This window comes from Streptomyces sp. NBC_01390, assembly GCF_045040105.1.
Classification (GTDB): Bacteria; Actinomycetota; Actinomycetes; order Streptomycetales; family Streptomycetaceae; genus Streptomyces.
Genome location: NZ_CP109551.1, coordinates 9,785,879 through 9,800,363 on the forward strand (window position 1 = coordinate 9,785,879; position 14,485 = coordinate 9,800,363).

General features: G+C 71.4%; 11 protein-coding genes and 1 pseudogene. 6 read left to right on the top strand and 6 right to left on the bottom strand.

Translation table 11 applies throughout. The features are described 5' to 3' along the window. The first annotated feature begins 53 nt into the window (after positions 1–53). Positions 54–2,894: a DEAD/DEAH box helicase gene (locus tag OG241_RS43805; protein WP_405823826.1), complete on the top strand. Its 2,841-nt coding sequence runs from the start codon at positions 54–56 to the stop codon at positions 2,892–2,894. Beyond that, a complete protein-coding gene (locus tag OG241_RS43810) occupies positions 2,894–5,479 on the top strand; it encodes an SWIM zinc finger family protein (RefSeq protein WP_405823828.1) in 2,586 nt (861 codons plus the stop codon). Before OG241_RS43805 ends, OG241_RS43810 begins: the two co-directional genes overlap by 1 nt. A gap of 220 nt (positions 5,480–5,699) precedes the next feature. On the opposite strand, the gene OG241_RS43815 is transcribed toward OG241_RS43810, so the two are convergent. Continuing rightward, positions 5,700–7,211, bottom strand: a complete 1,512-nt coding sequence (locus tag OG241_RS43815; RefSeq protein WP_405823830.1) for a sensor histidine kinase — start codon at positions 7,209–7,211, stop codon at positions 5,700–5,702. After that, positions 7,198–7,878: a response regulator transcription factor gene (locus tag OG241_RS43820; protein WP_405823832.1), complete on the bottom strand. Its 681-nt coding sequence runs from the start codon at positions 7,876–7,878 to the stop codon at positions 7,198–7,200. Before OG241_RS43820 ends, OG241_RS43815 begins: the two co-directional genes overlap by 14 nt. Positions 7,879–8,005: 127 nt before the next feature. On the opposite strand from OG241_RS43820, the gene OG241_RS43825 reads away from it, so the two are divergent. Further along, a complete protein-coding gene (locus OG241_RS43825) occupies positions 8,006–9,667 on the top strand; it encodes a hypothetical protein (protein WP_405823834.1) in 1,662 nt (553 codons plus the stop codon). Between the two features lie 164 nt (positions 9,668–9,831). Here the strand turns inward: OG241_RS43825 and OG241_RS43830 are convergent. Continuing rightward, positions 9,832–10,034, bottom strand: a pseudogene (locus OG241_RS43830) (alpha-L-fucosidase); the annotation flags it as partial. Positions 10,035–10,544: 510 nt separating this feature from the next. On the opposite strand from OG241_RS43830, the gene OG241_RS43835 reads away from it, so the two are divergent. Then, positions 10,545–10,940 carry a nuclear transport factor 2 family protein gene (locus OG241_RS43835; RefSeq protein ID WP_405823835.1) on the top strand — a complete coding sequence of 132 codons (396 nt, stop codon included), beginning with the start codon at positions 10,545–10,547 and terminating at the stop codon, positions 10,938–10,940. A 152-nt stretch (positions 10,941–11,092) separates the two neighbouring features. Here the strand turns inward: OG241_RS43835 and OG241_RS43840 are convergent, their stop codons facing one another. From OG241_RS43840 to OG241_RS43850, 3 genes are all read right to left on the bottom strand, one after another. After that, positions 11,093–11,467: a winged helix-turn-helix transcriptional regulator gene (locus OG241_RS43840; RefSeq protein ID WP_405823837.1), complete on the bottom strand. Its 375-nt coding sequence runs from the start codon at positions 11,465–11,467 to the stop codon at positions 11,093–11,095. A gap of 489 nt (positions 11,468–11,956) precedes the next feature. Next, a complete protein-coding gene (locus OG241_RS43845) occupies positions 11,957–12,148 on the bottom strand; it encodes a hypothetical protein (protein WP_405823839.1) in 192 nt (63 codons plus the stop codon). Between the two features lie 149 nt (positions 12,149–12,297). Continuing rightward, positions 12,298–12,918: a CGNR zinc finger domain-containing protein gene (locus OG241_RS43850; RefSeq protein WP_405823841.1), complete on the bottom strand. Its 621-nt coding sequence runs from the start codon at positions 12,916–12,918 to the stop codon at positions 12,298–12,300. A gap of 86 nt (positions 12,919–13,004) precedes the next feature. Here OG241_RS43850 and OG241_RS43855 point away from each other — a divergent pair, with 86 nt between their 5' ends. Both OG241_RS43855 and OG241_RS43860 read left to right on the top strand, forming a co-directional pair. After that, complete coding sequence (locus OG241_RS43855) at positions 13,005–13,781, top strand: MBL fold metallo-hydrolase (RefSeq protein WP_405823843.1); 777 nt, start codon at positions 13,005–13,007, stop codon at positions 13,779–13,781. Positions 13,782–13,864: 83 nt separating this feature from the next. Then, positions 13,865–14,317: a hypothetical protein gene (locus OG241_RS43860; RefSeq protein ID WP_405823845.1), complete on the top strand. Its 453-nt coding sequence runs from the start codon at positions 13,865–13,867 to the stop codon at positions 14,315–14,317. Positions 14,318–14,485 lie beyond the last annotated feature (168 nt).

Here is a 14,485-nt window from a genome sequence, read left to right on the forward strand (position 1 = left end):
TCGAAGACGTCCGGCTCGACGGACACGACACGAGGGCGGGAGGTGACGTACGCATGGGTGACCTGAGTGAGGAGACACCGGCGACAGCGGTGGCGGACGTGTCCGTGCGCCTCGCGGCCGTCTTCCTTCCCGCCCCCCTCCCGCGCGAGGGCCGCATCGCCTTCTGGGACCCGGAAGGAGACACGGACCTGCCGGCCGAGGGCGCCGGTCGTACGGAACTGACGGTCGTACGACGGCACGGCGCCGGAGTCCGCCGCCGCACCACTCCCGCGCTCACGCTGCCCGTCGACGCGGCGCTGCCCCTGCTCGTGCGGGCCCGCCGCGACCCCGCCGCCCACCCCGCCACGGCCTGCTGGGGCGCCGCCGCGCTGCACGCCCTGCGGCTCACGGCCCGCGGCAGGCTGCTCCCCGGGCTCACCCCCGCCGGCCACGACGCCTGGCGCGCGGGCCCGCTGGACCCCGACGACATCGCCCACCTCAGGGCCGTCGCCGCGGCCCTGCCGTACGAGGGCCACGCGGTGCCCCTGCCCGGCCCAGGCCCCCTGCTGCTGCCCCAGCCCGAGGCACTGCTGCGTGCCTTCCTGGACGCCGTCGCGGACACCCTGCCGCGCACCCCGGCGGCGCCGTACGCCTCGGGGATGCCCTTCGCCGCGCGCCCGGCCCAGCGGCTGCAGGACGCCCACGACTGGGCGGCGGAGGTCGCCGCGGGCATGGACGCGGGCGTACGGATCTCGCTCCGCCTCGACCTGTCGGCGTACGAACTGTTCGACGACCCCGACCGAGTGCGTACCGCGGGCGCGGCGATCGTCCAGGTGCACAGCCTCGCCGACCCCACCCTGGTGACCGACGCGGCCACCCTATGGGCGGGCACCGCGGACGCGGCCTTCGGAGCACGCGCCCGCGTGGACGCCGCCCTGGCGGTGCGCCGCGCGGCCCGCGTGTGGCCCCCGCTCGACCGCCTCACCGAGCAGGAGTCTCCCGACGTCCTGGCCCTCTCCGAAGAGGAGCTGTACGACCTCCTCGGGGTGGCCGCGACCCGGCTCGCCGCCGCCGGAGTCGCCGTGCACTGGCCCCGGGACCTCGCCCAGGACCTGACCGCCCAGGCTGTCGTCCGCCCGGCGCCCGGCTCGGCGAAGGACGGCACCGGCTTCTTCGAGAGCGAGGAACTCCTGCAGTTCCGCTGGCAGTTGGCGCTCGGCGGAGATCCGCTCACCGAGGCCGAGATGGATCTGCTGGCGGAGGCCCACCGTCCTGTCGTCCGGCTCAAGGACCAGTGGGTGCTCGTCGACCCGGCCCTCGTACGCAAGGCACGCAAGCGTGAACTGGGCCTGCTCGACCCGGTCGACGCGCTCTCGGCCGCACTCACCGGCCGCGTCGAGGTCGACGGCGAGAGCGTCGAGGCGGTCCCGGTCGGCGCGCTGGCGGCCCTGCGCGACCGGCTGACGGCCGGCATCACCCCGGTGGAACCGCCCCCGGGGCTGAAGGCCCGCCTCCGCGACTACCAGCTCCGGGGACTGGCCTGGCTGGACCTCATGACCTCCCTCGGCCTCGGCGGCTGCCTCGCCGACGACATGGGGCTCGGCAAGACGATCACCGTCATCGCCCTGCATCTGCGGCGGGCCCGCAGCGAACCGACCCTGGTGGTCTGCCCGGCCTCCCTGCTGGGCAACTGGCAGCGCGAGATCACCAAGTTCGCGCCCGGCGTCCCCGTCCGCCGCTACCACGGCCCCGACCGCACCCTGGACGACACACCGGGCGGCTTCGTCCTCACGACGTACGGCACCATGCGGTCGGCGGCGCCCCGGTTGGCCGAGCAGCCGTGGGGGATGGTCGTCGCGGACGAGGCACAGCACGTCAAGAACCCGTACTCCGCGACCGCGAAGGCACTACGCACGATCCCGACCCCCGCGCGCGTGGCGCTCACCGGCACCCCCGTGGAGAACAACCTCTCCGAACTCTGGGCCCTGCTCGACTGGACCACCCCGGGCCTCCTGGGCCCCCTCAAGTCCTTCCGCGCCCGCCACGCGCGCGCGGTGGAGACCGGCGAGGACGAGGAGGCCGTCGCCCGGCTCGCCCGCCTGGTCCGCCCGTTCCTGCTGCGCCGCAAGAAGTCCGACCCGGGCATCGTCCCGGAACTGCCCCCGAAGACGGAGACGGACCACCCCGTCCCCCTGACCCGCGAACAGGCCGCGCTGTACGAGGCGGTCGTGCGCGAGTCGCTGCTCGCCATCGAGACGGCGGACGGCATCGCCCGGCGAGGCCTGGTGCTGAAGCTGCTGACCTCCCTCAAGCAGATCTGTGACCACCCCGCCCTGTATCTGAAGGAGGAGGTCCCCGGGCCTGCCGCAGGCGACCGGCTGGCTGCCCGCTCCGGCAAACTCGCCCTGCTGGACGAGCTGTTGGACACCCTGCTGGCCGAGGACGGTTCGGCGCTGGTGTTCACCCAGTACGTGGGCATGGCCCGCCTGATCACGTCCCACCTCACGGCTCGCGCGGTCCCGGTGGAACTGCTCCACGGCGGTACCCCGGTCGCCGAACGGGAACGCATGGTGGACCGCTTCCAGAGTGGCGCGACACCGATCCTGATCCTCTCCCTGAAGGCCGCCGGCACGGGCCTGAACCTCACGCGCGCGGGCCATGTCATCCACTTCGACCGCTGGTGGAACCCGGCGGTCGAGGAACAGGCCACGGACCGCGCCTACCGCATCGGCCAGACCCAGCCCGTCCAGGTGCACCGCCTGATCACCGAGGGCACGGTCGAGGACCGCATCGCGGAGATGCTGGAGTCCAAGCGGGCCCTCGCGGACGCGATCCTGACCTCCGGCGAGTCGTCCTTCACAGAACTGACGGACCGGGCTCTGTCGGACCTGGTCTCGCTGCGGGGGGCGGTGTGATGACGCCGGAGGAGCACGGGGAGCGGGAAGCAGAGCGCGAGGTGGTGGGGGAGGTGTCGGTGTCGGAGGGGCGTGCGTGGTCGGGCGAGGCCAATGGGGACCAGGCCGCCGATGCCGTGTGCGAGGGGCGCGAGGTGACGGGGGAGGAGCCGGCATCGGCGGGGAAGCCTCTGGTGGGCGAGGCGGAGGGGGAGCGGGTCGCCGGCGTCGCGCCGAGGGGGCGTGGCGTGGTGGGGGAGGCGTCGGCAGGGTGGCCTTCGTCGGGCGAGGACGAGGGCGAGCGGGATCGGGTCGCCGCTGCGATGCCTGCGGGGCATGACGCGGAGCGGGAGGCAGCGGACGGGAAGCCTCGGTCCGACGAGGCCGGGAGGGAGCGGCCGGCCGATGCCGCGCGCAGGGCGTTGCGGGCGGCGCGGGAGCGTGCGGGTCAGGAGGCGATCGGGACGCACGGCGGGGGCGAGGCCGTAGCGCGTGAGGGTCGGCCGGGAGACGCGGCTCGTGCGGCCCTGCGGGGCGCGGCGACGTCGGCCGGAACCCAGGACGCCGAAGCCCGGGCGGTGGACGTGAGCGGCCCGGAGGTTCGCGAGGTGCCGCCGACGCGCACCGACGCCGGGGGCCACAAGGGCGGGCGGCCTGGGGATGTCGCCCGGGAGGCTCTGCGAGCCGCACGCGGGGAGGCCCGGCGCGCCCGGCTGGAAGCGGAGGCGGCGGCAGCTGAGGCCACGCGGCCTCCCGTCCGGCCCGCGCCCTCGCTGACGGCACATGAGTGGCGCCCTGCGGACCGAGGGCGCGACGTACGGGAACTGCTCGCCCAATCCTTCGAGTTGCCCCCTGACGAGTCCCTCACCGGCCCGGCGAGGAGCCCGGAGCCCTGGGACGACGACCCACGTCCCGACACCTCGCCACCGGTGACCGTCGGGGATGTCCTGCGTGCCGTCGCCGCACCGGTCTCGCGACACAGCACCGTGGGCGGCGAGGTTCCCGGGGCGGCGTCATCAGACGGGCCGGGGGACACCTCGACCACGCCGGGCGCTCCGGGCACCGCGAAGACCCCCGGCACCGCGAACCCCCGGGGCATCCACGACATGCGGGAGACCCATGGCACCGCGAACCCCCGGGTCACCCACGACACGCGTGAGACTCCCGGCATCCGCATCACACGGGACACCCCCGGTACCCGGGACATTGCCAGGTCCCGGCAGGCGGCACCGCCCGACGAGGATCCTCCCGGTCCTGCCAGTCCCGCTGGTCCCGCCGGTCCTCTCGGTCCCGCCGGCAACTCGCGCCTCGCCTCCTCGTCCTCCTCCATGGCCGCCCCCGGCCGGGACGGCGAGCTGCGCCGAACCTTCCCCGCTCTGCCGGCCTCGGGGAGCCGGGCCGGGGCGTCAGGCCTTGTCGGCTTCGCGGAGAGCTGGTGGGGGAACGCCTGGGTGGCAGCCCTGGAGGAGGGCGCGTTGGACGCCGCCCGGCTGGGGCGGGGCCGCGGGTACGCGGAGAAGGGGCACGTCGATGCCATCACCGTGACACCGGGGCTCGTACTCGCCTATGTGCAGGGCTCCCGGCCACGGCCGTACCGCGTCCAGGTGCGGCTGCGCACCCTCGGCGACCAGGAGTGGGAGCGGTTCCTGAACGCCGCCGTGGAGCGGCCCGGGCACATCGCCGCACTGCTCGACAAGGAGATGCCCCACTCCCTCGCCGACTGCGGGGCACCACTGCTGCCCCTCCCCGGCGACCTCGAACCCCGGTGCAGTTGCCCCGACTCCGGACACCCCTGTAAGCACGCGGCGGCCCTCTGCTACCAGACCGCCCGCCTTCTCGACGCCGACCCCTTCGTCCTGCTCCTCCTGCGCGGCCGGGGCGAACGGGAGGTGCTCGACGAGTTGTCCCGGCGCAACGCCGCCCGAGCGGCCCGAGCCGCTCAGGAGCAGCAGCCGGCGTCCTTCCCCGGGGTCCGGGCCTCCGAGGCGCTGGTCCCGCGCCACCTACCGCCCCTCCCGGCCCCGCTGCCTCCCCGCCCGCACCCCGAGCAGCCCCCGGCCTACCCGGCGTCCCCGGGCGGCCCGGACCCCTTCGCGCTGGACCAGCTGGCGACGGACGCCGCCGCCCGCGCCCACACACTGCTCACCTCCGGCCACGACCCGGTCGGTGAACTGACCCTGTGGCAGGACGCCGTACGTCTCGCCGCCGCCCGCCCCGGCTCGGGCCTCACCGCCGGCACCCGGCACCTCTACTCGTCGCTCGCCAGAGCCGCCGGCCGCACCCCGGCGGATCTCTCACGTGCGGTGGCCGCCTGGCGGCAGGGCGGGCTCGACGGACTCGCGGTCCTCGAAGAGGTCTGGGACCCACCGGCGGGCCGGTTCGACCGCGCCCGCCCTGTCCTCCTCGCCGCGGACCTCCCCGCCTTCAGACCCCGGCGAAACCACCTCACCCACCCGCGCGGCCACATACAGCTGCGCCTGGGCCGCGACGGCCTCTGGTACGCCTACGAGTCCGAACCGGGCCACGACGACTGGTGGCCCCGAGGCACCCCCGACCTGGACCCGGTCGGCGCCCTCACCGGCCTCGGCAACCCGACAGAGCCCTGACCCGAGGCGACGGGCTCGCTACCCCACATCGGGGCGGCGTGGTGCCGGACGCGGCGTACGACCGACGATGGTCGGCCACCCGCAGGCGCTGGCCGCCGCCGGGCCGCGGCTGGTGCGGGTCGCAGCCGGCGGGTGAAGTCGATGATCGGTTCCGTGGCAGCGGCGGTGGGCGTGGTCCGGGTGGTCTTCCGGTTGCGAAGGGCTGCCGCGGTGGGGCGCGTCATTTCTCGGCCGGGGTGGGGGCTTGGGGCAGGCGTAGCTGGAAGCATGCTCCGAGGGTCCGGGGGGTGAGGGTGAGGGTGCCCTCGTGGCGGTGGGCCAGGTCGCGGGCGATGGCGAGGCCCAGGCCGGTGCCGCCGTGGTCGCGGGAGCGGGCGTCGTCGAGCCGGACGAAGCGTTCGAAGATGCGCTCGGTGTCCTCGGCGGGTACGCCCGGTCCGTCGTCGTGCACCGTGAGGACGACCCAGGGATCCTGGTTTCGGATGGTGATCTGGATGCGGTGTGTGGCGTGGCGTGCGGCGTTGTCGATGAGGTTGCGCAGCAGCCGTTCGTATTCGTCGGGGTTTCCAAATACGTGTGCGGGGGCGGTGCCGTCGCAGGTGAGGGTCAACGGCCGTTCGGTGAGGGGATATTGCTCGGTCAGCCGGGAGGCAAGGGCTGTCAGGTCGACGGTTTCCGGGCCGGCTGTGGAGGTGCGGGTGTCGAGGCGGGCCAGGAGCAGCAGGTCTTCGGCGAGGGCGTGGAGGCGGCGGGTCTGTCGTGCGGCGGTGGTGGCCGCGGCGGGCCAGTCGGTGCGTTCCGGGTAGGCGAGTGCGACTTCCAGGCTGGCCAGCAGTGTGGTGAGGGGGCTGCGCAGTTCGTGGGCGGCGTCCGCGACGAAGCGGCGTTGCCGGGCGGCGGCGTTGTCGAGGCGTTCGAGGGTGCTGTTGATGGTGGTGGCCAGGGCGGTGATCTCGTGTCCCGTGGCGGGGACGGTGACGCGTTCGCGGGGGTCGCTCGCGGTGACCGAGGCGGTGAGGACGCGGATGGCCTCGACCGGCCGCAGCGCGATCCGGACGGCGAAGTAGACGACGGCGGCGATCAGCACGAGACTGACGAGCCCGGCCAGGAGCAGCAGGCGGTCGGTGGCCTCGGTGATCGCGTCGGCGATGTCCTCGGCCGCGTGCGGGAGCACCACCGCATAGACCCGCAGTTGGGAGTCGGCGGCGACACCCAGAGCGGCGACTCTGTCGCTGCTCAGTTCATCGGCCCGGATGTCGTCGTACATGACCAGGTAGGTCCCACCGTTCTTGCCGAACCGGTCCCAGGACTTGGAGTCGTGGCGCGCAGGTATGTACATGGGACGGGTCGTATAGCCCCAGGCCGCCCCGTCATCCGGTGGGGCAGGCAACTCGGCCTTCGGCGGGGCGGGCAGCACATGGCGGGTGCCGGGATCGAACTCCTCCATGCCGCCGCCGTAGGCGACAGCGGCGCGTCGGCCGGTCGCGACGACCTCGTACGGCACGGTGCTCCTGCGAACGGGAACCACACCCTGCTTCAACTGATCGACGAGAGCCAGGAGCTGTTCCTCCGCCTGCCCTTCGGCGATCTGCGTGCTCTGGCGGTAGACGTCGCGGTGTACCCACCAGCCGATGCCGACCAGGATGACGGCGGCGGCCGAGGCGGCGGCCAGGGCCGTGCGGGCTCGTACCGAACGCGGCCACCAGCGGCGTCGCGACTCAGTCGCGTTCACGGTCGTCCACCAGTCGGTAGCCGGTACCCCGGACGGTCTGCAGGGACTGCCGGTCGAACGCGACGTCCACCTTCTTGCGCAGCGCGCTGACGCGCGCCTCCACCAGGTTGGGATCCAGGGCTTCGTCGGGCCACGCGTGATAGAGCAGATCCGATTTGGACACCGCCTGGCCCGCCCGGCGGGCCAGCAGCTCCAGCACGGCGAACTCCCGGGGCGTGAGTTCCACCCGGGCCCCGGCCCGGCGGCAGACCCGGCCGGCGACATCCAACGAGAGGTCGCCCACGGCAAGGACGGGCGGGGCGACCGTGGAGGCTCGTCTGACCAGGGCCCGCAGCCGTGCGACGAGCACCATGTAGGAGAAGGGTTTGGCCAGGTAGTCGTCGGCCCCCGTGTCCAGGGCTTCTGCCTGGTCCCAGTCCCCGTCCTTGGCGGTGAGTACCAGGATGGGGGTCGCGTTGCCCTCCCGGCGCAGTTGGGCGCAGACCTTGTAGCCGTTGAGTCCGGGCAGCATCAAGTCCAGTACGACAAGGGCGTATTCGCCGGTCCTGGCCATCCACAGTCCCTGTCGGCCGTCATGGGCGAGGTCGACGCTGTAGCCCTCGGCGGTCAGACCGGTGTGCAGGGTCCGGGCAAGGTCCACCTCGTCTTCGACCACCAGGATGCGCATGCGGTGCAGCCTCGCACAGCGCCGGCCCGCCTTCCTGATCGGCCGGTCAGGTTGGGTCAGCAAACGGTCAACGAGGTCCCGGCACGCTGGCGGAGTTTTTCGCCACTGCTGAAAGGCCCTGTCGCCGATGTCCCTTGATGAACGTGCCCCCACCGTGGCCAGGACGGTTTCCCCTCCCGCACCCGCCCGTCGACGATCACCGAGCCCGACCGAAGCCGTTGTCGTCATCGCGCCCCTGTCGCTGGCCGTCGTTCTGGGGCTCTGGGGTGTCCGCAGGCAGAACACCATGTGGGGGGACGAGTCCGTCACCTATCAGCTCGCGCACCGCGATCTTTCGCAGATATGGCACACCGCCCAGCACATCGACCTCGTCCATGCCCTCTACTACGCCGTGATGCATGAGATCTTCGGCCTCTTCGGCGGGGGGTTGCTGACGTTGCGGCTGCCCTCTGTGCTGGCAATGTCCGTGGCCGCGAGCGGAGTCGGGCTTCTGGGACTACGCCTGGCGGGACCGCGTACCGGGCTGCTGGCCGGGCTGGTGTTCCCGCTCCTTCCCCAGGTACAGAAGTACGCACAGGAAGGCCGCTCGTACGCCATGGTCTGTGCCCTGGTCACCTGGGCCACCTGTGCACTCGTCGTCAGCGTCCCGCATCGCACCCGGTGGCGGTGGGCGGTCTACGGCTCCACCATGCTGCTGGCCTGTCTGCTCCATGAGTTCGCGGTCCTCGCCCTGGTCGCACACGGCGTCACGCTGGTCGTCTCCCGTGTTCCACGACCGGTGTTGAAGGCGTGGAGTGTGGCTGCCGCGGGCGTGGTGGGCGGACTGTTGCCGCTGGCGATCCGCAGTGCGGGGCAGTCGGAACAGGTGTCCTGGATCGGCGGACCGGTCCGGCTTCGTTATTTCCTGGTTGTGGCGGTCGTGGGCGTGGCATGTGCCCTGGCGCCCCCGGCGCCCCTGGGGAGGAGGGGGCCCGTGCGGCTTCCCGTGCTGGCGGTGCCGATTCTTGTGCTTCCGGGCCTTCTGCTGCTGATCGCGTCACTGGTCAAGCCCCTTTTCGTCGACCGCTATGTGGTCTACAGCAATATCGGAATCGCCTTGCTGCTGGGCGCCTGGCTGGATTGCTTCCACCGGCTGCAGCGGTCTTCCCGCAACGCGTGGATCCTGTGGGTCCCGTGCGTCCGGTGGATCCCGTGGATCGTGGCGGTCGCCGTACTGGCCGTGCTCGTCCCGCCGAGCCTTTCGCTGCGGACGCCCCAGAGCAGGAGCAATGACGCCACCGCAATCGGCGCCGCCGTACGCAAGGAAGGCCGCCCGGGCGACGGGCTGCTCTACCTCGCGGGCCAGCACCGGATCTTGACCGCGGCCAACCCCGAGGACACCCGTTCCCTGACAGATCTCGCCCTGGCACAGGATCCCGTTTCGTCGAACACACTTGCAGGTGTCGAGCTTCCCGCCCGGGACATAGCGGCACGCATGCTGGACTTCGACCGGATCGTCGCTGTCCGCGCGGTGGGTGTGAACTCGCCGACCAACCCACGGGAGGAAGCGAAAACAAGCACCCTGCGGCGCTACTTCCGCGAGTACGGAACAACCCATGTCAACGGGGCGCGAGTCACCGTCTACGTCCGGGCCCACGCCCCGTCTCCGAAGGCCGGTCCTGGATCCAACAGCCCGGGAGCGAGGAGTGACCACCATCGGTGCGGGCCCGGCCGGCACCACCGCCGTCACACTGTCCCGACCCGGAAGCCACGGCCCCTGACTTGCCGGTTTCCCGCACGTTCAGGTTGAACACAACTCGTTGAGCGCGCAGCGTGCGGGAGCCCCGAACGGTCCTGGGAAGGTGATGAGGCCGATGACACCGGCCGAACGCCGTCGAGGTCGTGTGGGAGCTTCAACACCATGCCGTAGCGGAGGAGGGGGACGGAGAGCAGGTCAGGACGGGATGATCTGCCGCTGCTGCTCGCGACGGCCCGCGTAGGGCTGCTGCTCGACGGCGGCTCCGCCTGCGGTGCCAAACCGTCGTGGTGCTTGGCGGTCAGGATGCCGTAACTCATCTTCGCGGCAGCCGCCGCGTCGGCCCACTGTGCGCAGTTGACGCTCGGCGGAGCGAAAGCGTGGGGCTCTGGCCGGGTTCGGCCCACTCCTGGTTCGTGAACACATTCTTGATGAGGGCATGGCCCACGCCTGTGGATCGATGGGACTGCTCGCGGTGACGACGTCTCAGGTGCCCGCCCGAAGTTGACGACCGGGCCGTCATGGTGTGGCTCGATCGGCAGGGCATCGAGCAAAGAGGGGCGCGTCGCAGGACGTGGTATCGCTCGATCGGGGCAGGGTCGGACGTTGCGTGGCCGGGTGCGGTCGCCGTCGGTGATGAGCGGTGGGACCACACTCAGGAAGGAGGCCGGCCCTTGTGAAATGGACACCCGGGCAACATCCAAACCGCATGTGACCTGCGTCACTTCACCCCATTGGTTACGTTGAGGTGACTGGATACCGATCGTGAGTATTGAGGTGCGGCGGGAGAACTCGCCGAAGGAGAGGGGCCGGTCCGAACCCCGGCCGCGCGTCGTTGATCCGTCCCGAGTGGCGCACGCGGCACCTCGCATCCCACCCGTAACAGTAAGTCGTACTGCCTCCGTGTCGGAGGCAGTGAGGGAGTGTTGTCATGACCAGCAAGAACCTCGACATCGCGCGTGAGTACTTCCAGGCCGTGCAGACCGGTGACCTGGCCAAGGTGGGCCGGCTTCTGGACGAGGAGATCGTCTGGCATCAGCCCGGCGCCAACCGGTTCTCCGGTGAGCACAAGGGCCGCGAAGCCGTCTTCGCGATGCTCGGCGGGATGATGGAGGCCAGTCAGGGCTCGTTCGCCATCGACACGATCCATTCCCTGATGGGCAACGGCGACACGGTGGCCGCCTCGATCCACTTCGGCGGGCGGCGCGAGGACGCGTCCATGAGCATGGACGGCGTGGATGTCCTGCGTCTCCAGGGCGGCAGGATCGTCGAGATGTGGCTGTTCTCCGGCGACCAGGGCGCCGAGGACGCCTTCTGGGGGAAGTAGGCCGCCGGCATCCCGCCGGCGATCAGGATCCGCCCTGTTCGAACAGGGCTACGGTCTGCGGGGCGAACGCGCCGAGGATGTCGGCGCCCTGGAAGATGCCGGGCGCCGCACCGTCGGGTGCACTGAATCGGCACCTTGGTGACCAGTCACGGTCACTGGCGGGCGTCATAGCTCTCGCGTGCGGCGAGTACCTCGGTGAAGTGATCCTCGGCCCAGAGGGCGAGTGCCTGAATCGGGGCGTACAGAGTGCGTCCCAGTGCGGTCAGTTCGTACTCGACCCGGGGCGGGACCTCGCCGTACACGTGCCGGGTGACGATTCCGTCGCGTTCCAGGTCCCGGAGTGTGTCGGTGAGGACCTTGGCGCTGATGCCGTCGACGTCGGTGCGCAGATCGCGGAAGCGCCGGGGGCCCGCACTGAGCGCGATGACCACCATGGCTGTCCATTTGTTGGCGATGCGGGCGAGCGATGTGCGGGACGGGCAGGTCGCCGTCATGACATCGAAGGCCGGAAACCGTGGCAGCGTCATACGCCCTCATTGGTTGTATCGAGGCGATTGTTACCGAAGGTAAGCATAAGGGCCCGGCAGGCAGCATTTCCACCGAGGCCGTCGTCCGGCACCAGTCCGGTGCCCGCACCCTCTCCAGTAGCCGCCGCGGCGGCTAGATCAGGAGCGACTCAGGTCTGGCCGGCTCCCCGCACACGGCCGTCCGAACCTGACTACAACTCTCTGACGGTGACCACCATGGCGTCCGCACCCGCGGACCCGGGCGCCGACTCCGGCCGCAACGAGGGGAGCTACCGGGCGGGCACCTACCTCGTGAAGCCGGCCGACGAACCGCTGGCGACGTACGGGGGCGGCTTGCGCGGCCTCAAGGGGACCGCCTCCAGGGCGGGCGAGCGGCTCGACGTCGGCTCCGGCGCGCAAAGGCGTATCTGCGGTACCTGGAACGACGCCGGGATGCGGTGCTCGGCGCCGTTCCGGGCGTCAAGGAGCAGTACGACTACGCGTACACGTTCAACGGGTGAGGGTGGAACTCACCGGCAGGCAGGCGGAGAAGCCGGCGGCCGTGCCAGGTGTGGTGTCGCCGGCCCGCAGCACGGTCCACCGAACCACCGACGCCGACTCCGACGCGTTGCCGTCCGATGCCCCGCCTGCTGCGTCGAGGCTGTCGTAACCGGTGGTCAGCAGAGTGAATGCGGCCGTCATGGGCGGTGATGGTCCCTCGCTGGTCGTGGGGAACGGCCGGACGGAACTGGGTGGAGAGCGGGGCCATCCTTAGCGGTGGCCTGAGGATGCGCGAAGCCCCGCCTCGGCGCGCGGCGCGTGAACCGTCGGCGGGGCGGGGGTGGCCGAACTCAGCCGGCGGTGGTCCGGGTGCGGCGGGCGTAGGCGCGGGCGGCGCGGGCTCGGTCGCCGCAGCGGACCGAGCACCAGTGGCGGCGTCCCGCGCGGAGCAGATAGCGGTTGCAGGGAGTGGAGGGGCAGGCCGTCAGACGTTCGGCGTCCGAGCCGGTGAGCAGGTCGGCGGCGTCGGCGGCGAGGATGCCGAGAGCCTGGTCGACGATCTGGTCGATGGGGTGCGGGGCGGTGCGATGCATGCCGCGGACGGAGTCCCAGCCGAGCGGGGAGGCGGTGGGGACGCGGGTGAGGGCGTCGTTGACGGCGTTCAGCGCGGTGGCGGGGGCGGGGTGTCCGCCGACGTGAGCGGCGAGCAGGTCGCGTACCTGCTCGCGCAGGGAGCGCAGGCGGGCCGCGCAGAGTTCCTGGATACCGGCGTCCGCGGGAGCCAGGTTGTGGTCGACCAGCCATTGGCCGGCACTGGACGGGGTTCCCAGCGCGTCGAGGAACTGGCCGCCGGGCAGGGCGATGACGCTGTTGGCGAGGTCGAGGGCGGGGTAGAGCTCGGCGCCCGGGGCCGACGGCAGCCCGGAGCCGACAGCGTCGGAGGTGTCGGCGGCGGCATCGGTCTCACTCACGCTTCTCACGCTACAGCTTGCCTTCATCCGTGACAAACGCCTATTGTCACGGATGTAGGCCAATCTATCCGTGAGGTGATGTCGTGATGACCGCAACCAGTGCGTCCAGTACGTCCAGCGAACAGGTACCCGTCCAGGTCTTCGGCGGTCCGACCGCACTCATCGAGTACGGCGGGCTGCGGTTCCTGACCGACCCGACTTTCGATGCTCCCGGCACCTACCCCTCGGGGCTGGCCAAGACCGCGTCCGCCTCCGCCGCACCCGCCGATCTGGGCCGGATCGATGTGGTGCTGCTGTCGCACGACGAACACGCCGACAACCTCGACACCTCGGGCCGTGCCCTGCTCGCCGAGGTACCCCTGACCCTGACCACGCCCAGTGGCGCGGGCAGGCTGGGCGGCACCGCACGCCCCCTGAAGGACTGGGAGTCCATAGACCTGGACCGTCCCGGCGGCGGCAAGGTCACCGTCACCGGAGTCCCGGCTCTGCACGGCCCCGGGGCCCGCGAGGACCTCGAACCGATCGTCGGCGAGGTCGTCGGATTCGTCCTCAGCGGTGTCGGTCTGCCCACCCTCTACGTCAGCGGTGACAACGCCCAACTCCCGCTGGTCCGTGAGATCGCCGATCGCTTCGGCCCGGTGGACACCGCTGTGCTGTTCGCCGGCGCGGTCCGCACCGATCTCCTGGACCGCCAGTTGCTCACCCTCGACAGCGCTCAGGCCGCCGAGGCCGCCCGCATCCTGGGCGCCCGCCGGATCGTGCCGGTCCACTTCGACAGTTGGGCCCACTTCACCGAGGGCCGCGAGCAGCTCGTGGGCGCCTTCACGGCCGCCGGACTGATCGACCGCGTGGAACTGGCCTGACGTGGCATCAGTGCCGCCGACGCCCTGTCCGGCGGCATCGCCAGTCGGTCCACGGATACCATGAGTTCATTCATTGGAAGAATGTGGCGATCGAGCAGGTCGGAGACATCCGCCGGGTGAGAACCCGGCTCCAAGCCCTCATCGACCTAGGACTCGGATATCTCACCCTCGGCGAAGACACCCCGGCCCTCTCCGGCGGCGAGGCACAGCGGCTGAAGCTCGCCACCGAGCTGACCCGGAACCAGTCCGACATCCTCTTCGTCCTGGACGAACCCAGCGTCGGGCTCCACCCCCTCGACATTCGCACGCTCCTGGACGTCCTCCAGCGACTGGGTGACAACGGCGCCACCGTCATCGTCATCGAACACGACCTGGACATGATCGCCAACGCCGACTACGTCATCGACATGGGCCTCGGAGGCGGCACCGCCGGCGGCACCGTCGTCGCCACCGGCACATCCGAGGATCTCTCACATGATCCGCACAGCGTCACCGCCCGCTATCTCAGCCACCATCTGCGCCCGCCGAAGAAGTAGACCTGTCGCGGAGCCGGGACCTGGGTCCTTCCCTGCGGACCACATGGCACATGTCGTGGAAGGCGTCGGGGACGTACTCACGGTGGTTCTGAAGACGTTGTCGTACGTCAAGGACCGCCGCGAGGTGGAGACCGGCGAGGTGATGGTCTTCTCGGGGGCCGGCCTCGG